This window comes from Variovorax sp. Varisp85 (genome assembly GCF_047304045.1).
Classification (GTDB): Bacteria; Pseudomonadota; Gammaproteobacteria; order Burkholderiales; family Burkholderiaceae_C; genus Variovorax.
Genome location: NZ_JBGLYN010000020.1, coordinates 1 through 20,320, shown reverse-complemented (window position 1 = coordinate 20,320; position 20,320 = coordinate 1). Strand labels below are relative to the sequence as shown.

Below are 20,320 nucleotides of genomic sequence, written 5' to 3'. Positions count from 1 at the left end.
GCTACAGTCCCTGAATATCTTGCACGCCGTCTTCCAGCACGTCCAACGATGGGTAGCGAGCGATTTCGGCGGCCATACGCACCAGCGGCATTTGCCCGTAGTCACGCGCCACCATCCCAGCCCCAGCATGACCGGTGATCGCATCGTGTACGTCCTCCGGTATGCCCACCTCTCGGCATAACGTTTTGAACGTGTGGCGGAAACCATGCGAAGGGCTAACTGAAGTATCTAGACCCACAACGTCGCGCAAATATGCTGCCCAGCGCTTACCGAAGTTTGCGCCGTAAAAACCGGCTGGACTTGGCTTCAGCTTGGGGAACAACTGCCCACCTACCGGGACACTTTGCGCATATTCCAGAAACCCTCGCTCGACCAAATCAGGATGAAGCGGAATCATCCGCCGACTCCCTTCCGTCTTCACTCCGCGATCTGCGTCATCGTCATCTGGCATTGCCAGGATGCTCAAACAGGGAATCCCTTCCCTGGTCAGCACGTCTCTTGCGGCGAGTTGCGCCAGTTCTTCACGCCGTGCCCCCGTGTAATACATCAGCAGCGGCATCCAGTACCACGCTCGACCAAAATCCGCACGGGGCGCAGACCAGTCAACCTCAGTAAAAATCGGGCTCGTGAAAATGCTGCGCAGTTCGTCCTTGGTGTAATCCTTGCGCCGCCGTGATGCAGCGCCACGACTGCCAGCGGCCTTGGCTGCGGCCCTGCCAATGCCGCCCGCGATGACCGGATTTTCCGCAAGCAGCCCCAACCTCACACCGTGACTAAGCACGGCGGACAGGGCTCGCAGCTTGTTTCGGATGGTCGGCGCAGAAACCTTGGGTAGTCCCTCAGCTTCGGCTTTCGCGATCAATTGCTTTGCCGATAGCTTGCGGATGCCGTCTCCCTTTGCAGGCATTTGAGCCAAGTAGGCTCGATACTCACGGACAGTCTCGCGGCTGATCTTCTCGATAGAAAGATCGCCACAGAGTTCGATGAATTGCTTGAGTGTTGCTTCGTAGCCGTCCAGCGTCTTGCGGACGCCTCGCGTGTCGCCATCGTTGAGCTTCTTGTCGGCGCTGTAGGTCTTGAAGAGGTCAAGCAGTTTCGTTGGCCGCTTCGATGCCTTCCGCTTGGCTTCCACCGTCAGCGGCTCGTGTGGCAGAACATCAGGTTGCGCCGTCCAGTTGCCTTCGTACCGCTGCGATGCAAGCTCCGAAAGCCTGAGCCAATGTTCACGAAACGCGAGAACGAGGCGCGCATGCAGGCGAGCGTCTGCTGGCATCGGCATGCCGCTCTCTTTCAACGTCTGGGCAACATTGCGCTCCACGTCTCGCGCGAAGTCCATCTCCTCCAGGAGCCCCTCATTCAACGCCGTCCTGGCACTGACAAGGCGCGTGTACTCTTGGTATTGGTTGCCTTGCTCATTGACCCAGGTCTCAGCTTCGAAGAGCCATGACGCAAAGTCACCTGTGTTTTCGAGCTTCTGCTGCTCCGAGCGAAACCATCGCGCGGCCAGCTGCTGGATGTCTCGTTCGCCCAGCGCATCGAGACCGTCTGATTGAGCCCGAGCGAGCGCGAAAGCATCGTCCGATCTCGCCCACTCCTCGGCAAATCTCGTCTTCGCTTCGTACGGATCGCGGGTCTTGAGCGATCGCTTGTACTCGTGACCGAGCGCAGATCGCAACTCGGGCGGCACCTTGCGGCGCAACTGATAGATCCCAGTCGGGGACTTGAACGGCTGGGCCATGAACGAGCGTCGGCGAACAGTTGATGCGTCGCCGATTCTATGAAGCGTAAATGCCACGGTGTACCTGCTTGGTGTACCAAATCAAGCGGATAGCGAGGCGCCACAAACTGAAAAGCCCCTGATTCCGTTAAGAATCAAGGGCTTAGAAGAGTGGTGGCCTGGGGCGGAATCGAACCACCGACACGCGGATTTTCAATCCGCTGCTCTACCAACTGAGCTACCGGGCCATTGCATTTGAGTGCAGCCCTAAATTATACAGCGCTTCTGCGCCCTCTTGAAAGATCCACACCAAGTTGTTTGAGCTTTCGATAGAGATGGGTGCGTTCGAGGCCAGTTTTCTCGGCGACGCGGGTCATCGAACCATTCTCCATCGCGAGGTGGAACTCGAAGTACGCCTTCTCGAAACCGTCGCGCGCGTCGCGCAGCGGGCGGTCGAGATCGAAGCTCTGCGTCGACTGGGGGCCGGCGTCGGCCACGGGCACGGAAGCCAGCGAGGCCATCAGCAGGCTGTCGCCCGTCGTCGTGATGGCGGCCGCCTGGCTGCCGGCGACGGGCGCGGGCACCACGCCTGCAGCAGCGCGGCGCGCGCTCTCGCGCGCCAGGCCCTGCTCCACCGCCTTGAGCAGCTTCTGCATGGTGATGGGCTTCTCGAGGAAGGCGAACGCACCGATGCGCGTGGCGTCGACCGCGGTGTCGATGGTGGCGTGGCCGCTCATCATGATGACGGGCATGCTCAGCAGGCCGGCGGTGGACCACTCCTTGAGCAAGGTGACGCCGTCGGTGTCGGGCATCCAGATGTCGAGCAGAACGAGGTCGGGCCGCGCGCGCTGGCGCGCAGCGCGCGCCTCGGCGGCGTTTTCCGCGAGCTCCACGTTGTGGCCTTCGTCATTGAGAATTTCGAAGAGCAGGTCCCGGATGCCCAGCTCGTCATCGACCACGAGAATGTTTGCCATGAGTGCTGCTTGTTGTTTGCGCTGGTGTCTGCAATGTGTGTAGGGTCCGCGGGCCCATCCGTCGCCTGTGCGACGGATATTCGTGCGGCTCAGGCGGCGGAAGACTTTGAATCTTCGGTGTGAGCGGCCGCTGCCCGCGGCCCGCTTGCCAGCGCGAATGATAGCGAGACTTGCGCCCCTGCTACAGCCCCGTCGACGACACGGTTGGAAAGCTCGATGCGCGCGCCATGCTCGTCGGCGATTTTCTTGACGACCGCAAGGCCCAAACCGGTACCTTTTGTTTTCGTGGTGACGTAGGGTTCGAACGCGCGCTTCAGGATGTTCTCGGCAAAACCAGGGCCGCTGTCCTGCACGGTCAGGCGCACGCGCTGACCCGAATCTCCGAGCCGCGTGCGCACCACGACCTCGCCCGCCCTGCCGGTCCCGCTGGCGGCAGCCTCGGCGGCGTCCTGCGCGTTCTGCAACAGGTTGTGTATCACTTGGCGGATCTGCTGCGCATCGCCGCGAATGGGCGGGCAGCGCTCGTCGAGTTCGGAGCGCAGCGTGATCGGCAGGTTCTCCGCGCTGTAGAGCTGGAGCACGTCAACCAGCAAGGCGTTGAGATCCACCGGCTTGAGGTCGGCAGCGGGCAGTCGCGCGTAGTCGCGGAATTCGTTCACCAGCCGCTTCATCGCATCGACCTGGTCGACGATGGTCTTCACCGACTTCACGAGCACGGCCTGTTCGGGCGGCTGGACCTTGCCCGACAGTTTCATCTCCAGCCGCTCGGCCGAGAGCTGGATCGGCGTGAGCGGGTTCTTGATTTCATGTGCCAGCCGGCGCGCGACCTCGCCCCAGGCCTGCGCGCGCTGGGCCGAGACGATCTCGGAGATGTCGTCGAACACCAGCAGCCGTGCGGCGCCGGGCAGTTCCGCGCCGCGCGCGACGATGTTGATGGCGCCGTCCTGCTGCGGCAGGTCGGTGCCGGAAGCGTGCAGTTCGAAGGCGTGTTGCCAGTGGTCGAGGCCGTGCTGCACGCGCTCGACGAGAAAGTCCTCGAATTGCTGCTGCACCTTGGCGCCGAAGTCGGCCAGGCCCGGCACGTCGACGAGTGCCCGGCCTTCGTAGGCCGCGAGCGGCGCGCGCAGCACACGGGTCGCGCCCGGATTGGTCGACAGCACGGTGCCCTTGGCGTCGAGCACGATCACGCCGGAGGTCAGGTTGTCGAGAATGGTCTGCAGGTTGGCGCGCGCGGCATCGAGCTCGCCCACGGTCTTCTCGACGGCGCCGCGGGCATCGGCCAGCTGCTGGGTCATGACGGCGAACGAGCGCGTGAGGCCGCCCAGTTCGTCCTTGCCCTGAAGCACCGCGGTGGGCCGCAGGTCGCCGGCGGCCACCTGGCGCACACCGTCGGCCAGCACGAGCAGCGGCCGCGCGAGCTGGTTGCCGAACAGCACGGCCAGCAGCACCGCACCGAACACGGCGAGGAACAGGCTCAGCGTGAGCGTGCCGATATACATGCGGCGCAGGCCCTCGCGAGCGAGCGCCCGCTCCTGGTATTCGCGGTTGGCCTCCTGCACGGCCAGCGCGTTGGCGACCACGGCCGGCGGCAGCGGCCGCGTGACTTGCAGATACCGGGGCGCGGTGTCGAAGTCGAAGCCCGGCCTCTGCACCATGGCGAGCGCGCGCACGCTCGCCACCGGCGGGGTCGCGCCCGGTGGGGCGGTTTCGTCCAGACCCTCGACGTGCGCGACGGCGCGCTCCGGTCGGACCTGGCGGAACTGCTGGGGGGTCGGACGCTCGGGGCTGAGCTGGAAACGGGAGCTGCCGGCGCTGGCCACCAGTTGCCCGGAACCGGTCCAGAGGATCACGTCGGTGGCCTCGAGCTGGTCGCGGATGCGTTCGAGCACCAGGCCCGCGCTCGTGTCGGGCACCTGCGCCAGCTGTGCGCTGGCGCCGCGCGTCTTGGCGGCGAGATCGTCTGACAGCGAATCGAGCGTGGCGCGCCCGAGGTTCAGGCCGGCATCGAGCGCACCTTCGACCTTGACGTCGAACCAGCTCTCGATCGAGCGCGCAACGAACTGATAGGACACCACGTAGACCAGCGCCCCGGGCACCACGGCCACCAGCGCGAAGATGGCCGCCAGCTTGATGAGCAGCCGGCTGCCGAACTTGCCTTGCCGCAGCCGCCGCAGCAACCGGAAGGCGACCCAGCCGATCACCAGCACCAGCAGCACCGCCACCACGACGTTGATGCCGAACAGGCGCACGTAGTAGCGCTCGTACAGCGCGCGGTTGTTGGTGGCCTGCGCCAGCAGGAACATCAGCACCAGGCCGATGGCCGTGACCAGCGCGGCACCGACGCCAATGGCCCAGCGCGTGGCCCGCGCGCGGCGCGCGGCCGGCGTGGCCGCTGCGCCGCTGCGCCCGGAAATGCTCACTTCTGCTTCTCCATTGCGAGCCGGGCCGTGCGCTCGGTGGCGATGTTCCAGTCGGCCTGCCCGACCACGCCGATCTGGAACGGGCGCGGCAGCTGCGAGGTGTCGAGCCGGAAGCGGAAGGTGACCTGGTGCAGCGGATCGTCGCCGACCTCCGACACGTCGGCCAACCGCAGGCGGCCGACGCGCTTGATGGCGTCGAGCGCATCGGCCAGCGTGTCGAAGTTCTGGTTCAGCGAGATGCCCAGGCCGGCCGCGCCCGTCATCGGCGCTGCCGATACGTTGAGCCGCCAGCGGCGCGTGAGGGGCTGGTAGGCCAGTCGCATGTGGCGCGTGACCTGGGCGACTTTTCGGTCGGTCCAGTACCAGCGCTCCTGGTAGAGCTCGGCCTCGGCCACGAAATAGATGGCGATGCCCTTGTCGAGCACCTCCTCCACCAGCGAGGGCAGTTCGAACTGCACCGCAGCACTGAAATAAACGCCGTCGTCGGCCTGTTCGAGGCGCATCTGCGTGATCGACGCGCCGGTGCGGGCCTGGGCGGCCGCCGGAGCCGGCAGCCAGGCCATGCACATCGCCCAGGCCCAGAACAGGATGGGCAGCCAGACCGGCCAGCGCCGCTCAGTGCGGGCGCTTTTCAAGCAGGGCGTAGAAGAAACCGTCGTGGTCACCAGAGGGATTGTCCGGGACGCCGCGGGCATTCGACCCGCTTTGGGGCAGCAAATGGCCTGGCGATGGCAGCAATCGGGCGTCGGTGTTGTGTACAAGAAACGCATCAATTTGTTGCGAACCTTCTTCGCGAAACACGGAGCAGGTGCAGTAAAGGAGCCGGCCGCCGCGCCGCACCAGCGGCCAGAGCGCGGCCAGCAACGCGGCCTGCTGGGCGGCGAGCTGGGCGGTGTCGCTCTCGCGGCGCAGCCAGCGAACGTCGGGATGGCGCCGCACGATGCCCGAGGCGGTGCATGGCGCATCGAGCAGGATGGCGTCGAAAGGCGTGCCGTCCCACCACTGCGCCGGACGCCCCGCGTCGGCCACGAGCACCTTGGCGCTCAGTCCGAGGCGGGCGAGGGTTTCGTCGATGCGGCGGCTGCGGGCGGCATCGACTTCGAGCGCGGTCACGTCGATGGCGCCGGGAGCCGCCATTTCGAGCAGGTGCGCGGTCTTGCCGCCGGGAGCCGCGCAGGCATCGAGCACCCGCAGCGGCACTGCGGCACCGGGCTTCGCCGGCAACAGGCCTTCGAGCAGCAGCGGCGCGGCCATCTGCGCAGCGGCATCCTGCACCGAGCAGGCACCGTCGGCAAAGCCGGGCAGTTGCTGCACGGGGCGTGCACGCGTCAGTTGCAGGCCGCTGGGACCCACGCGCGTCGCGCCGAGACCGGCGGCCTCCAGCTCCACAAGATAGGAAGCCGCGGTCGACTTCTGAACATTGACCCGCAGCGTCATCGGCGCCTGCGCGTTGTCTGCGCCCAGCACCCGTTGCCACTCGCGCGGATGGTCGCGCTTGAGGCGCTCGATCCACCAGCGAGGGTGGTTCCATTGCGCGACCGGCTCGGAGTCGGTGGCGGCCACCAATTCGTCGCGCTCGCGCAGGAAGCGCCGCAGGCAGGCGTTGATGAAGCTGGCCTGCGCCCGCGTCGCGGGGTTGCGCTTGGCGGCCTCGACGGCCTGGTCGACCAGCGTGAACGGTTCGTAGGGCGCGCGCTCGGCGTCCCAGGCCAGCGCCAGCGCGGTGCACAGCAATGCATCGGGCAGGGGCGGCGGCGTGCGCTTGGCCAGGTGGCGGCGCAGCGCTTCGGCGCGGCCGAGCCATCGCAGCACCTGGAAGCCGAGCGCCTGCACGCCGGGCCGCAGCGCGGGCTCGACGGCTTCGAACGCGACGGAACCCGAGGTGCCGGCGCGGATCGACGCCAGCGCCGCTGCGGTCAGTTGCAGCTGGCGCCAGAGCGGGGGCTGCAATGACGGCGTGCCGCTGCTGCTCGAGGAAGGATCGGAAGGTAGTTCTGACAAGTTGGGACGATGGTAACGGGCGCCCGAAAAGCCGGGCGCCACGCAATGGAAAGATGGAAAAGAATCGCGCCGGGTTCGTTCAGAGCAGTGGCGCAGCCGGACGCAGACGCACGGCCCATGCCACCAGCAGTGCCGGGAATTGCGCGATCGCGGCGTTGTAGTGCCCCACCGCCTGATTGAACTGGCCCCGAGCGATCTCCGCCGCGGCCGAAGGCTCGGGCCACGCGATCGGCTCGCTGGCGCTGGGCGACATGGCCTCGGCCCCGGGCTGCAGTTGCGCCGGCCGCGACAGCGTGCCGTCGGCATCGAACACCGTCACTTCGTCCGGGTGCTGGCGGCGCCATGCATTGGCCCACACCTGGAGCGCAGTGGCCAGCGCGGCCATGCCGCCGCTGTCCAACGGGTGCAGCCGGGTCGCACCGAGCAAGGTCGCGAGCTGGGTCGTCGCGGCCTGCAATGGCGCGATGGACGACAGCGACTCCCCCGTTGGCGCTGCTTCTGGCGCTGGCGCGGCGGTGATGCTGGCCTGCACGAAATCCAGCTGCTTGCCCAGGGCCGCGTCGAGCAGGCCGTAGGCCTGCAGCACAGCCGCGCGCAAACGCACCAGCCGGTTGTAGGCACCGACAAACCAGAACAACAGGATCGCAATGACGATCCAGCTGGCCAGCGATTCGGGCAACACGCTCATCGACGACAACGCCTCATGGAAAACACAAAGAAAAACGCCCCCCAACCGGGGGCGGTCGGGGGGCGTGTGTACCGGTCATGGCCGGTGATGCTACCCAGTTATTCGGTCGCAGCGCCTTCGCTGGCGTCCGCCGTACTGGTCGTCGCATCGCTGTCGGCGGAGCCTGCCAGTTCGGCAGCTTCCGATTCGGCGATGGCGCGGCGCTCGGCTTCGTCCATGGCGTCCTTGACCTTGCGGGCCTGGTGGTACGCCATGCCGGTGCCTGCGGGAATCAGGCGGCCGACGATGACGTTTTCCTTCAGGCCGCGCAGCTCGTCGCGCTTGCCCATGATCGCGGCTTCGGTCAGCACGCGCGTCGTTTCCTGGAACGACGCGGCCGAGATGAACGAGTCGGTCGACAGCGATGCCTTCGTGATACCGAGCAGCAGGTTGGTGAACGTCGCGGGGATCTTGCCTTCGGCGCGCAGGGCGTCGTTGGTGTTGAGCATTTCGCTGCGTTCGACCTGTTCGCCGGAGATGTAGCCGGTCTCGCCGATGTTGTCGACCACGACGCGGCGCAGCATCTGGCGAACGATCACCTCGATGTGCTTGTCGTTGATCTTCACACCCTGCAAACGGTACACGTCCTGCACTTCGTCCACGATGTAGCGCGCGAGTTCTTCCGAACCCAGCAGGCGCAGGATGTCCTGCGGGTCCGCCGGGCCGTCGACCACGCTTTCGCCCTTGTTCACCACCTGGCCTTCGTGCACCAGGATGTTCTTTTCCTTCGGCACGAGGTCTTCCCAGACCGTGCCTTCCGGATCGGTGATCTGCAGGCGGATCTTGCCCTTGGTTTCCTTGCCGAACGACACGGTACCGGTCATTTCGGCCAGCATTCCCTTGTCCTTAGGCGAACGGGCTTCGAACAGCTCGGCGACGCGCGGCAGACCGCCGGTGATGTCGCGGGTCTTCTGGCCTTCGACCGGAATACGCGCCAGCACCTCGCCGGGGCCCACGTCCTGGCCGTCGCGGATCTGCACCAGCGCGCCGATCGGGAAGCCGATCGTCACCGAGTGATCGGTGCCGGGGATCTTCACTTCCTGGCCTTGCGCATCGATCAGCTTCACCTGCGGGCGAACGACCTTGGCAGCGCCGCGGCGCTTCGGATCGATCACGACCAGGGTCGACAGACCGGTCACTTCGTCCACCTGCTTCGCAACCGTGAGGCCTTCCTCGACGTTTTCGAACTGCGTCTTGCCGGCGAATTCCGTGATGATCGGGCGGGTCAGCGGGTCCCAGTTGGCGAGCACGTGGCCGGCCTTGATCTGCTGGTCGGCCTTGACCGTCAGCGTGGCGCCGTACGGCACCTTGTGACGTTCGCGCTCACGGCCGTGCTCGTCATGGATGACGATCTCGCCCGAACGCGAAATCACGACCAGCTCGCCCTTGCTGTTGGTCACGTAGCGCATCGTGGCATTGAAGCCGATCGAGCCGTTCGACTTGGCTTCCACGCTCGAAGCGATGGCAGCGCGCGAAGCGGCGCCGCCGATGTGGAAGGTACGCATCGTCAGCTGCGTGCCGGGTTCGCCGATGGACTGGGCAGCGATCACACCAACGGCTTCGCCGATGTTGATCAGGCCGCCGCGGCCCAGGTCGCGTCCGTAGCAGGTCGCGCAGATGCCGAAGCGGGTTTCGCAGGTCAGCGCGGTGCGGACCTTGACTTCGTCGACGCCCTGGGCTTCCAGGACTTCGATGTTGTCTTCGTCGAACATCTCGCCGGCCTTCAGCAGCACCGAACGGTTTTCCGGGTGCAGCACGTCGTCCGCAGCCGAGCGGCCGAGGATACGGTCGCGCAGCGATTCGATCACTTCACCGCCTTCGACGATCGCGCGCATCAGGTAGCCGCCGTGCGTGCCGCAGTCCTGCTCGGTCACGACCAGATCCTGCGTCACGTCGACCAGACGACGGGTCAGGTAACCCGAGTTCGCCGTCTTCAGCGCCGTGTCGGCCAGACCCTTACGGGCACCGTGGGTGGAGATGAAGTACTCCAGCACGTTCAGGCCTTCGCGGAAGTTCGCGGTAATGGGCGTCTCGATGATCGAGCCGTCCGGCTTGGCCATCAGGCCCCGCATACCGGCCACCTGGCGAATCTGCGCTGCGGAACCGCGGGCGCCCGAGTCGGCCATCATGTAGATGGAGTTGAACGACTCCTGCTCGACTTCCTTGCCGTGGCGGTCGATGACCTTCTGCTTCGAGAGCTTGGCCATCATGACCTTCGACACTTCGTCGCCGGCCTTGCCCCAGATGTCCACCACCTTGTTGTAGCGCTCGCCGGAGGTCACGAGACCGGAGACGTACTGCTGTTCGATCTCCTTCACTTCCTTGGCCGAGCGTTCGATGATGCCGTGCTTTTCAGCGGGCACCAGCATGTCGTCGATCGCGATCGAGATGCCGGCCTTGGTCGCCAGGCGGAAGCCGTTCTGCAGCAGCTTGTCGGCGAACACGACGGTCTCTTTCAGGCCGCACTTGCGGAACGAGACGTTGATGAGCTTGGAGATTTCCTTCTTCTTCAGCGCCTTGTTGATGTTCGAGAACGGCAGGCCCTTCGGCAGGATCTCGGACAGCAGTGCGCGGCCCACGGTGGTGTCCACGAGCGAGGTCGACGGCGTGAAGACGCCGGTTTCCTTGTCCTTGGTGTACTCCGTGATGCGCACCGCCACCTTGGCGGTGAGTTCGACTTCGTTGGCGTCGAGCGCGCGCTGCACTTCACCGATGTCGGAGAAGATCAGGCCCTCGCCCTTGCCGTTGATGCGGTCGCGGGTCGTGTAGTACAGACCCAGCACCACGTCCTGCGAAGGAACGATCGACGGTTCGCCCGAGGCCGGGAACAGCACGTTGTTGGAGGCCAGCATCAGCGTGCGGGCTTCCATCTGCGCTTCCACCGACAGCGGCACGTGGACAGCCATCTGGTCGCCGTCGAAGTCGGCGTTGAAGGCCGCGCAAACGAGCGGATGCAGCTGGATGGCCTTGCCTTCGATCAGGATCGGCTCGAAGGCCTGGATGCCCAGGCGGTGCAGCGTCGGAGCGCGGTTCAGCATGACCGGGTGCTCCTTGATGACCTCTTCCAGGATGTCCCAGACCACCGGCGTGCCCGATTCGACTTCCTTCTTGGCAGCCTTGATCGTCGTCGCGATGCCCATGGCCTCGAGGCGCGAGAAGATGAAGGGCTTGAACAGCTCGAGCGCCATCAGCTTCGGCAGGCCGCACTGGTGCAGCTTGAGCGTCGGGCCCACCACGATGACCGAACGGCCCGAGTAGTCGACGCGCTTGCCCAGCAGATTCTGGCGGAAGCGGCCGCTCTTGCCCTTGATCATGTCGGCCAGCGACTTCAGCGCGCGCTTGTTGGCGCCCGTCATGGCCTTGCCGCGGCGGCCGTTGTCGAGCAGCGAGTCGACAGCTTCCTGCAGCATCCGCTTTTCGTTGCGCGCGATGATTTCCGGAGCCTTCAGCTCCAGCAGGCGGCGCAGGCGCGAATTGCGGTTGATGACGCGGCGGTACAGGTCGTTCAGGTCGGAGGTCGCGAAGCGGCCGCCGTCCAGCGGCACCAGCGGACGCAGGTCCGGCGGCAGCACGGGCAGCACGTCGAGCACCATCCACTCGGGCTTGATGCCCGACTTGCGGAAGGCTTCCAGCACCTTCAGGCGCTTGGAGTTCTTCTTGACCTTGACTTCGGAGCCGGTCAGGTCGCCGCGCAGGCGTTCGATCTCGCTGTCGAGTTCGATGCCCTCGAGCAGGTCCTTGATGCCTTCGGCGCCCATCTTGGCGACGAACTCGTCGCCGTATTCCTTGCGCTTCGCGTCGTAGTCGTCCTCGGACATGATGCCGAACTTCTTCAGCGGGGTCATGCCAGGGTCGGTGATCACGTAGGCTTCGAAGTACAGCACGCGTTCGATGTCGCGCAGCGTCATGTCGAGCACGAGGCCCAGGCGCGACGGCAGCGACTTCAGGAACCAGATGTGGGCACAGGGCGCGGCCAGGTCGATGTGACCCATGCGCTCGCGGCGCACCTTGGTCTGCGTGACTTCGACGCCGCACTTCTCGCAGATCACGCCGCGGTGCTTCAGGCGCTTGTACTTGCCGCACAGGCACTCGTAGTCCTTGATGGGGCCGAAGATCTTGGCGCAGAACAGGCCGTCGCGCTCGGGCTTGAACGTGCGGTAGTTGATCGTCTCGGGCTTCTTCACTTCGCCGAAAGACCACGAGCGGATCTTCTCGGGCGAAGCCATGCCGATCTTGATGGCATCGAAATGCTCATCGGGCGTGAATTGCTTGAACAGGTCGAGTAGCGATTTCATAAGACTCTTTCCCTTTTCAACTTAAGAACGCTCAAGCTCGATGTCGAGCCCCAGCGAACGGATTTCCTTGACCAGCACGTTGAACGATTCCGGCATGCCGGCTTCGATCGAGTGCTCGCCCTTGACGATGCTTTCGTACACCTTGGTACGGCCTTGCACGTCGTCGGACTTCACGGTCAGCATTTCCTGCAGGACGTAGGCGGCGCCGTAAGCTTCCAGCGCCCACACTTCCATTTCCCCGAAACGCTGGCCGCCGAACTGCGCCTTGCCGCCCAGCGGTTGCTGCGTGACGAGCGAGTACGGGCCGGTCGAACGGGCGTGCATCTTGTCGTCCACCAGGTGGTGCAGCTTCAGGAAGTGCATGTAGCCGACGGTGACGGGGCGTTCGAACTGGTCGCCGGTGCGGCCGTCGAACAGGTAGGCCTGCGTGCGCGTATCGGTCAGGCCCTTGAGCTTGGCGATGTCGTCCGGGTAGGCGAGCTTCAGCATGCCGCGGATTTCTTCTTCCGAAGCACCGTCGAACACAGGCGTCGCGAAGGTCGCGCCGTTCTGCAGGTTCGCTGCCATTTCGAGCAGTTCGGTGTCGTTCAGCGAGCTGATGTTTTCCTGGCGGCCCGAGCCGTTGTACAGCTGCTCCATGAACTTGCGCAGCTCGGCCACCTTGGCCTCCTGCTGCAGCAGGTCACCGATGCGCTGGCCAATGCCCTTGCCGGCCCAGCCCAGGTGCACTTCCAACACCTGGCCCACGTTCATCCGCGAGGGCACGCCCAGCGGGTTCAGGCAGATGTCGCACGGCGTGCCGTCGGCCATGTGGGGCATGTCTTCGACCGGAACGATCTTCGACACCACACCCTTGTTGCCGTGGCGGCCGGCCATCTTGTCGCCGGGTTGCAGGCGGCGCTTGACGGCCAGGTAGACCTTGACCATCTTGAGCACGCCCGCGGGCAGCTCGTCGCCCTGCGTGAGCTTCTTGCGCTTTTCTTCGAACGCGAGGTCGAAGCTGTGGCGCGTCTGCTCCAGCGAGTTCTTGATCGACTCGAGCTGCGTGGCCACTTCGTCTTCCGCCGGGCGGATGTCGAACCAGTGGAACTTCTCGACCGACGACAGGTAGGCCTTGTCGAGCTTGGTGCCCTTGGCCAGCTTGTTCGGGCCGCCGTTGGCGACCTTGCCGGTCAGCAGCTTCTCGATACGGTCGAACGCGTCGGCTTCGACGATGCGAAGCTGGTCGTTCAGGTCGAGGCGGAAGCGCTTGAGTTCATCGTCGATGATCTGCTGGGCGCGCTTGTCGCGCGTGATGCCTTCGCGGGTGAAGACCTGCACATCGATCACGGTGCCTTGCGAGCCCTGGTCCACACGCAGCGAGGTGTCCTTCACGTCGGAAGCCTTCTCGCCGAAGATGGCGCGCAGCAGCTTCTCTTCAGGCGTCAGCGTGGTCTCGCCCTTCGGCGTGACCTTGCCCACCAGCGTGTCGCCCGGCTGCACTTCGGCGCCGACATAGATGATGCCGGATTCGTCGAGGCGGTTGAGCTGCTGCTCGGCCAGGTTCGGGATGTCGCGCGTGATTTCTTCAGCGCCCAGCTTCGTGTCGCGAGCCATCACCACCAGTTCCTCGATGTGGATCGAGGTATAGCGGTCTTCGGCAACGACACGTTCCGAGATCAGGATCGAGTCTTCGAAGTTGTAGCCGTTCCAGGGCATGAACGCGATCAGCATGTTCTGGCCGAGGGCCAGTTCGCCGAGGTCGGTCGATGCGCCGTCGGCCACCACGTCGCCCTTGGCGATCTTGTCGCCGCGCTTGACGATCGGACGCTGATGAATGTTGGTGTTCTGGTTCGAACGCTGATACTTGATCAGGTTGTAGATGTCCACACCGACTTCACCGGCAGCCGCTTCGGCGTCGTTCACGCGCACCACGACACGGGTCGCATCGACGTAGTCGACGATACCGCCACGGGTGGCCGTGACCACGGTGCCCGAGTCGACCGCGGAGACGCGCTCGATACCGGTACCGACCATCGGCTTCTCGGGACGCAGCACGGGCACGGCCTGACGCTGCATGTTGGCGCCCATCAACGCGCGGTTCGCGTCGTCGTGCTCCAGGAACGGCACGAGCGATGCGGCCACCGATACGATCTGTGCGGGCGACACGTCCATGTACTGGATGCGCTCGGCACCGACCAGGATCGATTCGCCGGCTTCACGCGCGGAGACCAGGTCGCCGGTCAGCACGCCGTCCTTGTCCAGGGCCGCATTGGCCTGGGCGATGACGTACTTGCCTTCCTCGATGGCCGACAGGTAGTCGATCTCGTGGGTGACCTTGCTGTCCACCACGCGGCGGTACGGCGTCTCGATGAAGCCGTATTCGTTCAGGCGGGCGTACAGGGCCAGCGAGTTGATCAGGCCGATGTTCGGGCCTTCAGGCGTTTCGATCGGGCACACGCGGCCGTAGTGGGTCACGTGCACGTCGCGCACTTCGAAGCCTGCACGTTCGCGCGTCAGACCGCCCGGGCCAAGGGCCGACACGCGGCGCTTGTGGGTGATTTCGGACAGCGGGTTCGTCTGGTCCATGAACTGCGACAGCTGCGACGCACCGAAGAATTCCTTCAGCGCGGCCGAGATCGGCTTGCTGTTGATCAGGTCGTGCGGCATCAGCGGCTCTTGTTCCGCTTGACCCAGACGTTCCTTCACGGCCTTTTCGATACGTGCCAGGCCGGTGCGGTACTGGTTCTCGGCCAGTTCGCCGACGCAACGCACGCGGCGGTTGCCCAGGTGGTCGATGTCGTCGACTTCGCCGTTGCCGTTGCGCAGGTCGACGAGGATCTTGACCACGGCCAGGATGTCTTCGTTGGTCAGCACCATCGGGCCGGTCGACTCGTCGCGGCCGACCTTGGCGTTGAACTTCATGCGGCCGACGCGCGACAGGTCGTACGTGTCCGGGTTGTAGAACAGGCGCTGGAACAGCGCTTGCACGGCGTCTTCCGTCGGCGGCTCGCCGGGGCGCATCATGCGGTAGATGGCCACGCGGGCGGCGAATTCGTCCACCGTTTCGTCGATGCGCAGCGTCTGCGAGATGTACGCGCCCTGGTCCAGTTCGTTCGTGTAGATGACCTGGATGTCCTGCACGCCAGCCGTACGCAGCTTCTTCAGCAGCGCTTCGGTCAGCTCGTCGTTGGCCTTGGCCAGGATTTCGCCGGAGTCGGCGTCGACGATGTTGCGGGCGATCACGCGGCCGACCAGGAAGTCTTCCGGCACGCTGATGTGCGTGGTGCCGCCCTGCTCAAGCTCACGCGTGTGACGCGCGGTGACGCGCTTGTCCTTGGCGACCACGACCTTGCCCGACTTGTCAGTGATGTCGAAGCGCGCGACTTCGCCGCGCAGGCGCTCGGAGACGAACTCCATCTGCGCACCGCTGTCCATCAGGCGGAAGTTGTCGTTCACGAAGAAGTTCGCGAGGATCGATTCCGGGTTCAGGCCGATGGCCTTCAGCAGGATCGTGACCGGCATCTTGCGGCGACGGTCCACGCGGAAGTACAGCATGTCCTTCGGGTCGAACTCGAAGTCGAGCCACGAACCGCGGTAAGGAATCACGCGGGCCGAGAACAGCAGCTTGCCCGAGCTGTGCGTCTTGCCCTTGTCGTGTTCGAAGAACACGCCCGGCGAACGGTGCAGCTGCGAGACGATCACGCGCTCGGTGCCGTTGATGATGAACGAACCCTTGTCGGTCATGAGCGGAACTTCGCCCATGTAGACCTCTTGCTCCTTCACTTCCTTGACCACCTTCGACTGCGACGTCGACGACTCGCGGTCATAGATGATGAGCTGGACCTTGGCGCGCACGGCCGAGGCGAAGGTCAGACCACGGGTCTGGCATTCACGCACGTCGAACGCCGGCTTCGCCAGGTTGTACTCGAGGAACTTCATCTCGACGAAACCGTTGTGCGAGACGATCGGGAAGGCGGCGTCGAACGCGGCCTGCAGGCCTTCGACGGTGCGTTGTTTCGGGGGAATGCCGGCTTGCAGGAACGCGGTGTACGCGTCTTTCTGCATCTGCAGCAGGTAGGGGATTTCGACGACGCTGTCGCGATTGCCGAAACTTTTTCGGATGCGCTTGCGTTCGGTGTAACTGTACGCGGACGATTGGGCCATGAGAGCTCCGGTGCTTGAGATCTTCAGCGACTTGTCAGCAGTGCCGAGGCACCACTGCTTGGCGGCTGGCCACTACCAGCCGTTGGCGGACAGCGATGCGTTGCACATCGCCCGAACCAAGGGATCTTCTGCAGTCGGGGTCAGAAGACACTCGAAAATCCGCTTGATTTTGACTTTCCCTTCGACCTGAAGATCTCCGGGGAAGCCGGCAATCAAGCCGACTTTCGGGTGCGCTCTGAAAGCGGCAAAGGCTGGAGGGCCTTTTCAAGCACCTCCAGCCCTCTAGGGGGTCTGAATTACTTCAGTTCCACCTTGGCGCCAGCTTCTTCCAGCTTCTTCTTGGCAGCGTCAGCGTCAGCCTTCGACAGGCCTTCCTTGACAGCCTTGGGAGCGGCTTCCACCAGGTCCTTGGCTTCCTTGAGGCCCAGGCCGGTGATTTCGCGCACGGCCTTGATGACCGACACCTTGTTCGCGCCGACATCGGCCAGCACGACATTGAATTCGGTCTTCTCTTCGACCACAGCGGCGGCAGCGCCACCACCGGCGGCCGGAGCCGACATTGCAGCGGCGCTCACGCCGAACTTCTCTTCGATGGCTTTCACCAGGTCGTTGAGTTCCAGGACCGTCATCGCGTCGAGTGCGGTCAGAAATGCGTCTTTATCGAATGCCATTTTTGTTTCCTAACAATTGGGTTGAATGTTTCAAACGCGAGGCTCAAGCGGCCTGCGCTTCTGCCGGTGCATCGGCAACGGGTGCAGCTTCGCCACCACCGCGCTTCTCGGCCAGCGCCGCGAGCACGCGGGCGGTACGAGAGATCGGGGATTGCATCAAGCCCAGCAATTGCGCCAGCAGCACTTCCTTCGAAGGGATGTTGGCCAGTTGCTTCACGCCGTTCACGTCCAGGGCCTTGCCGCCAAACGCGCCACCGCGAATCACCAACTTGTCGTTGGTCTTCGCGAAGTCGGCCACCACCTTGGCGGCAGCCACTGCGTCTTCGGAAAAGCCGTAGATCAGCGGACCGGTCATCTGGTCGCCAACAATCTCAAACGCGCTACCGGCGACAGCACGGCGTGCCAGGGTGTTCTTCAGAACACTCAGGGTCACACCCTTGCTGCGCGCTTCGATGCGCAGTTTGGTCATATCGGCCACCGTGATGCCACGGTATTCCGCCATCACGAGCGTTTGAGCTTTTGCGGCGAGGCTGGTCACATCACTGATGACCGCTTCTTTCTCACTGCGATTCAGACTCAAGGTCTACTCCTTTTAATGCGATCTTCGGCCGGGGCCTGGGATCGCGCTTCATGCAGCGACCAACAACTGTTTCGGAACAAAAATCAAATTCCTTGCAGCGGGATCGCCATCTGCGCTGGATACCGGAAGGATCGATCCGGCGATTAAGTGCAGCGCCCTGCACACCAGCGGTCTTGGATGGCCCGCAGCAACCTGAGCTGCCGCGACCCACCACATTCGCCCCGCCCCTTCACGTTAGATCAGGAGCAAGGCAAATCTCTTTAGCTCGCCGAGATGGTTTGCGTGTCCACGCGGACACCCAGACCCATGGTCGACGACACAGCCACCTTGCGCAGGTACACGCCCTTGCTGGTCGCCGGCTTGGCCTTGACCAGAGCGTCGATCAGCGCGGCGAGGTTGCCCTGCAGCTTGTCATTGTCGAACGAGCGGCGGCCGATCGTGCCGTGCACGATGCCGGCCTTGTCGACGCGGAACTGGACCTGGCCAGCCTTGGCGTTCTTCACGGCCGTGGCGACGTCCGGAGTCACGGTGCCAACCTTGGGATTGGGCATCAGGCCGCGCGGGCCGAGGATCTGGCCGAGCGTACCGACGACGCGCATCGCGTCAGGGGCAGCGATCACGACGTCGAAAGGCATGTCGCCAGCCTTGACCATGGCAGCGAGGTCGTCCATGCCGACGATGTCGGCGCCGGCGGCCTTGGCTTCTTCAGCCTTGGCGCCTTGGGCGAACACGGCGACGCGCTTGGTCTTGCCGGTGCCGTTGGGCAGCACGACGGCGCCACGCACGACCTGGTCCGACTTCTTCGCGTCGATGCCGAGCTGCACAGCCACGTCGATCGATTCGTCGAACTTGGCGGTGGCGGCGTCCTTGACGATGACGATCGCGTCAGCCAGCGGGTACAGCTTGTTGCTGTCGACCTTGCCTGCGAGCGACTTCTGCTTCTTGGTGATCTTGGACATTTACACGCCCTCCACATTCACGCCCATCGAGCGGGCCGAGCCGGCGATGGTGCGAACTGCTGCGTCGAGGTCGGCGGCAGTCAGGTCCTTCATCTTGGCCTTGGCAATTTCTTCGAGCTGTGCGCGAGTGATCTTGCCGACCTTGTCGGTGTGCGGACGGGCCGAGCCCTTTTCCAGCTTGATGGCCTTCTTGATCAAGGTGATCGCCGGGGGCGTCTTGATGATGAAGGTGAAGCTCTTGTCAGCGAACGCGGTGATGACCACCGGCAGCGGCAGACCCGGCTCGACGCCTTGGGTTTGCGCATTGAACGCCTTGCAGAACTCCATGATGTTCAGACCGCGCTGACCGAGTGCGGGACCGATCGGCGGGGACGGGTTGGCCTTACCAGCTGGCACTTGCAGCTTGATGAAGCCGACGATTTTTTTCGCCATGCTTTTTGCTCCTTGCGGGTGATATCGCCTTGGCTTGCGGCCAGGGCTCCCCGGGGTTGAACGACTCTTCGATCAAGGCCGCGCGCCGAGTCGGACAACGCGCAGCCGGGAATGCTTCAGGCCTTGCGGCCTGTGGCTCAGGTCTTTTCGACCTGGCTGAATTCGAGCTCCACAGGCGTCGCGCGGCCGAAAATCATGACCGACACGCTGACCTTGCTCTTCTCGTAGTTGACTTCTTCGACCGTGCCGTTGAAGTCGGTGAACGGGCCTTCCTTGACGCGCACGAATTCGCCGACGGTGAACTCGACCTTGTGGCGCGGCTTCTCGGTGCCCTGCTGCATCTGGCTGACGATGTCCTCGACCTCTTTCTGCGAGATCGGGGCCGGACGGTTCTTGGCGCCACCCACGAAACCCGTCACCTTGTTGGTGTGCTTCACCAGGTGCCAGCTCTCGTCGTCCATGATCATTTCGACCAGGACGTAGCCAGGAAAGAAGCGGCGCTCGGTGGTGCGCTTCTGGCCGTTCTTGATCTCGACCACTTCCTCGGTCGGAACCAGGATGCGGCCGAACTTGTCCTGCATGCCGGCGCGGTTGATGCGCTCGGTGATGTTGCGCTCGACGGCCTTTTCCATGCCCGAATAGGCATGCACCACATACCAACGCAGATCGGGGTTGGCGGCGGGAGCCAGAATCGGAGTGTTTTCCTCTTCAGGCGTGGTTTCAACTACGTCGTCGGTCATTGCTTACTTTCTCCAGCCCAGAATGAGGTCGAAAAACACCCATTCGAGCGTCTTGTCGGTGAGCCAGAGGAAGACGGACATGATCGCCACAAAGGCGAACACATAAGCCGTCATCTGCATTGCTTCCTTGCGGGTCGGCCACACGACCTTCTTGACCTCGCGCCACGAGTCGCGGCCAAAAGCCCACAACTGACGGCCATTCTCCGAACTGCCAAAGGCACCCACCGCAGCGGCCAGGCCGACCAGCAGCGCAGCCCACTGGACCAGCGAACCTTGGCGCGACAGCAGATAGAACGCCACAATGGCGCCCACTGCCAGCACAACAGCCGCGGCCAACTTGGCCTTGTCTGCGCCGGTGCTCACGGTTTCGATTTGAGAAGTGGCCATGGTTGGCTGATTTCCTGCGCCTTTCGGCCTTCTATTCAATGCGCCTCTTGAGACGCCGAAGCCCATCGGGTCACGATGGGCTTTTCGGGGTGCCACCTAGGTGGCAGGGGCAGTAGGAATCGAACCTACAACCTTCGGTTTTGGAGACCGACGCTCTGCCAATTGAGCTATACCCCTCCGGTACTCTTTTCGCTCGGCTTAGATGTCGAGGATTTTCGCCACGACGCCCGAACCCACGGTGCGGCCGCCTTCGCGGATGGCGAAGCGCAGG

The 20,320-nt window shown here is 64.1% G+C and carries 14 protein-coding genes, 2 tRNA genes and 1 pseudogene; all 17 read right to left on the bottom strand.

Going from position 1 to position 20,320, the window contains the following annotated elements; genetic code table 11:
• Nucleotide 1 precedes the first annotated feature (1 nt).
• Nucleotides 2-1,738: a DUF6538 domain-containing protein gene (locus ACCC97_RS10605; protein WP_413332715.1), complete on the bottom strand. Its 1,737-nt coding sequence runs from the start codon at nucleotides 1,736-1,738 to the stop codon at nucleotides 2-4.
• Between the two features lie 151 nt (nucleotides 1,739-1,889).
• Nucleotides 1,890-1,965, bottom strand: a tRNA-Phe gene (locus ACCC97_RS10600).
• A gap of 24 nt (nucleotides 1,966-1,989) precedes the next feature.
• Nucleotides 1,990-2,691: a response regulator gene (locus tag ACCC97_RS10595; RefSeq protein ID WP_007831069.1), complete on the bottom strand. Its 702-nt coding sequence runs from the start codon at nucleotides 2,689-2,691 to the stop codon at nucleotides 1,990-1,992.
• An 89-nt stretch (nucleotides 2,692-2,780) separates the two neighbouring features.
• Nucleotides 2,781-5,111, bottom strand: a complete 2,331-nt coding sequence (locus tag ACCC97_RS10590; RefSeq protein ID WP_413332713.1) for a sensor histidine kinase — start codon at nucleotides 5,109-5,111, stop codon at nucleotides 2,781-2,783.
• On the bottom strand, nucleotides 5,108-5,674 hold the full coding sequence (locus ACCC97_RS10585; protein WP_007831065.1) for a DUF4390 domain-containing protein: 567 nt from the start codon (nucleotides 5,672-5,674) through the stop codon (nucleotides 5,108-5,110). The genes ACCC97_RS10590 and ACCC97_RS10585 overlap by 4 nt, the downstream gene beginning before the upstream one ends.
• A gap of 52 nt (nucleotides 5,675-5,726) precedes the next feature.
• Entirely contained in the window at nucleotides 5,727-7,112 is a 1,386-nt protein-coding gene (gene rsmB, locus ACCC97_RS10580; protein WP_413332711.1) for a 16S rRNA (cytosine(967)-C(5))-methyltransferase RsmB, read from the bottom strand.
• A 79-nt stretch (nucleotides 7,113-7,191) separates the two neighbouring features.
• The gene (locus ACCC97_RS10575; protein WP_413314953.1) at nucleotides 7,192-7,800 is read right to left on the bottom strand and encodes a lema family protein; all 609 of its coding nucleotides are present in this window, start codon (nucleotides 7,798-7,800) and stop codon (nucleotides 7,192-7,194) included.
• Nucleotides 7,801-7,898: 98 nt separating this feature from the next.
• Nucleotides 7,899-12,134 (bottom strand): DNA-directed RNA polymerase subunit beta', encoded by a 4,236-nt coding sequence (gene rpoC / locus ACCC97_RS10570; protein ID WP_007831062.1) that lies wholly within the window; start codon nucleotides 12,132-12,134, stop codon nucleotides 7,899-7,901.
• 21 nt (nucleotides 12,135-12,155) lie between these two features.
• Entirely contained in the window at nucleotides 12,156-16,280 is a 4,125-nt protein-coding gene (gene rpoB / locus ACCC97_RS10565; protein ID WP_007831061.1) for a DNA-directed RNA polymerase subunit beta, read from the bottom strand.
• Between the two features lie 296 nt (nucleotides 16,281-16,576).
• Nucleotides 16,577-16,951: a 50S ribosomal protein L7/L12 gene (rplL, locus tag ACCC97_RS10560; RefSeq protein WP_007831060.1), complete on the bottom strand. Its 375-nt coding sequence runs from the start codon at nucleotides 16,949-16,951 to the stop codon at nucleotides 16,577-16,579.
• Nucleotides 16,952-16,994: 43 nt separating this feature from the next.
• Nucleotides 16,995-17,531, bottom strand: a complete 537-nt coding sequence (gene rplJ / locus ACCC97_RS10555) for a 50S ribosomal protein L10 (protein ID WP_007831059.1) — start codon at nucleotides 17,529-17,531, stop codon at nucleotides 16,995-16,997.
• A 260-nt stretch (nucleotides 17,532-17,791) separates the two neighbouring features.
• On the bottom strand, nucleotides 17,792-18,490 hold the full coding sequence (gene rplA, locus ACCC97_RS10550) for a 50S ribosomal protein L1 (protein ID WP_007831052.1): 699 nt from the start codon (nucleotides 18,488-18,490) through the stop codon (nucleotides 17,792-17,794).
• On the bottom strand, nucleotides 18,491-18,922 hold the full coding sequence (gene rplK / locus ACCC97_RS10545) for a 50S ribosomal protein L11 (RefSeq protein WP_007831051.1): 432 nt from the start codon (nucleotides 18,920-18,922) through the stop codon (nucleotides 18,491-18,493).
• Nucleotides 18,923-19,059: 137 nt separating this feature from the next.
• A complete protein-coding gene (gene nusG / locus ACCC97_RS10540) occupies nucleotides 19,060-19,662 on the bottom strand; it encodes a transcription termination/antitermination protein NusG (RefSeq protein ID WP_007831050.1) in 603 nt (200 codons plus the stop codon).
• A gap of 3 nt (nucleotides 19,663-19,665) precedes the next feature.
• Entirely contained in the window at nucleotides 19,666-20,049 is a 384-nt protein-coding gene (gene secE / locus ACCC97_RS10535) for a preprotein translocase subunit SecE (RefSeq protein ID WP_007831049.1), read from the bottom strand.
• 101 nt (nucleotides 20,050-20,150) lie between these two features.
• Nucleotides 20,151-20,226: transfer RNA gene (locus ACCC97_RS10530), tRNA-Trp, on the bottom strand.
• Nucleotides 20,227-20,247: 21 nt separating this feature from the next.
• Nucleotides 20,248-20,320 (bottom strand): annotated as a pseudogene (locus tag ACCC97_RS10525) (elongation factor Tu); the annotation flags it as partial.

What these genes read in the sequence shown, in the direction of transcription:
- ACCC97_RS10605 (WP_413332715.1), bottom strand. Translation starts at nt 1,738, where the DNA reads ATGGCCCAGCCGTTCAAGTCCCCGACTGGGATCTATCAGTTGCGCCGC.
- ACCC97_RS10595 (WP_007831069.1), bottom strand. Translation starts at nt 2,691, where the DNA reads ATGGCAAACATTCTCGTGGTCGATGACGAGCTGGGCATCCGGGACCTG.
- ACCC97_RS10585 (WP_007831065.1), bottom strand. Translation starts at nt 5,674, where the DNA reads ATGGCCTGGCTGCCGGCTCCGGCGGCCGCCCAGGCCCGCACCGGCGCG.
- ACCC97_RS10575 (WP_413314953.1), bottom strand. Translation starts at nt 7,800, where the DNA reads ATGAGCGTGTTGCCCGAATCGCTGGCCAGCTGGATCGTCATTGCGATC.
- rpoC (WP_007831062.1), bottom strand. Translation starts at nt 12,134, where the DNA reads ATGAAATCGCTACTCGACCTGTTCAAGCAATTCACGCCCGATGAGCAT.
- rpoB (WP_007831061.1), bottom strand. Translation starts at nt 16,280, where the DNA reads ATGGCCCAATCGTCCGCGTACAGTTACACCGAACGCAAGCGCATCCGA.
- rplL (WP_007831060.1), bottom strand. Translation starts at nt 16,951, where the DNA reads ATGGCATTCGATAAAGACGCATTTCTGACCGCACTCGACGCGATGACG.
- rplA (WP_007831052.1), bottom strand. Translation starts at nt 18,490, where the DNA reads ATGTCCAAGATCACCAAGAAGCAGAAGTCGCTCGCAGGCAAGGTCGAC.
- rplK (WP_007831051.1), bottom strand. Translation starts at nt 18,922, where the DNA reads ATGGCGAAAAAAATCGTCGGCTTCATCAAGCTGCAAGTGCCAGCTGGT.
- nusG (WP_007831050.1), bottom strand. Translation starts at nt 19,662, where the DNA reads ATGACCGACGACGTAGTTGAAACCACGCCTGAAGAGGAAAACACTCCG.
- secE (WP_007831049.1), bottom strand. Translation starts at nt 20,049, where the DNA reads ATGGCCACTTCTCAAATCGAAACCGTGAGCACCGGCGCAGACAAGGCC.